At 70.8% G+C, this 1,257-nt stretch carries 1 protein-coding gene and 1 pseudogene; one reads left to right on the top strand and one right to left on the bottom strand.

Annotation, left to right across the window (positions count from 1 at the left end; translation table 11 throughout):
- Positions 1–272, bottom strand: a pseudogene (locus ACWDNU_RS46170) (hypothetical protein); the annotation flags it as partial.
- A 116-nt stretch (positions 273–388) separates the two neighbouring features.
- Here ACWDNU_RS46170 and ACWDNU_RS46175 point away from each other — a divergent pair.
- Positions 389–1,257: putative glycoside hydrolase (locus tag ACWDNU_RS46175; protein WP_449673485.1), on the top strand; the 869-nt coding region annotated here is incomplete at its 3' end.

Genomic DNA, 1,257 nt, shown 5'->3' on the forward strand with positions numbered 1-1,257 from the left:
CCGTCGTCGGTCAGCGCGGAGTCAAGTTCCTGCGGGGCCTGGGTGAATACGTCACGCGCGCCGGCCGGGTTCGGCGTGATCTGGTGATACATCAGCACCGGGACGAATCCCAGTTCGTTGGCGGCGATCTCGGCCGGATCCGGCGGCGCGGGTTTCGTTGTCGTCGCGGCAGGCGGTGGGGCCGGGGGCGGTGCTTCCGGTGTCGCGCAGGCGGTCGCGAGCAGCAGGAGTGCGGGCGCGAGTCGGAATGCCAGTGTCGAACCGCCGGTCATCGCGGCGATATTACGCGCAGGCGGAGGTTTTCCCCCGATCTTGCGATAACCCGCAGACGGACTGCCCGACTGCGCCATAGTGGCCTGGCGAACGGTAGTGGAAGTTGGTGCGGGCGTTGGGATTGCGGATCCAGTCGGGCGATCGGCGGCGGTGGGCGACGATCGCCTCGGGTGCCGTCCTCGCGATGGTCATCGTGGCTCTGGTGGCCGGATTCGCGCTGAGCAGATCCGCCTCGGAGCCGTCGGCCGACACCGCGCCGCCGGTCCTCCAGGTGGCCCCGCCCGATCCCGTGCGCTCCTACCGGGCGCCGATCGTGGTGCGCGGCAAGGCCGTCGACGCCGTGCGCGTCGCCGTCGGCACGGACACGGTGACACCCGCCGCGGACGGCAGCTTCGAGCTGTCGGTGCCGTGGGCGCCCGCCGTCGAGGTCGTCGCGGTGGACGCCGCGGGGAATCAGAGCAGCGCCGTCGCCGTCACGGGGGTGACGCTGCCGCGCATGCGGGCGGTGCATGTCACCGCGCACGCCTGGTCGCACGAGGGGCTGCGCGAGGCCGTGCTCGATCTCGCGCGCGAGCGCCGCATCGATACCGTGCAGCTAGACATCAAGGACGAGGACGGGGTCGTCGGCTACGACTCCCAGGTGCCGCTGGCCCGCGAATCCGGTGCCGTCGCTGGCATCTACGACGCGCCGTCGGCCCTGCGGCAACTCCACGAGCTGGGCTTGCAGGTGGTCGGGCGCATCGTCGCGTTCCGCGATCCGACCGTCGCCGCGTGGGCCTGGCACAACGGCCGACCCGACTGGGTGGTCCAGAACCCGTCGGGGCAGCCCTATTCCAGCCACTACGGTCCGATCGCGTTCACCAATGTCGCCCATCCCGACATCCGCCGCTACAACATCGATCTGGCCGTGGAGGCGGGCAAGCTCGGCTTCGACGGCGTCATGTACGACTACGTCCGCCGCCCCGACGGCAGCCTGACCAGCAT

It is taken from the genome of Amycolatopsis sp. NPDC003676, from assembly GCF_053587275.1.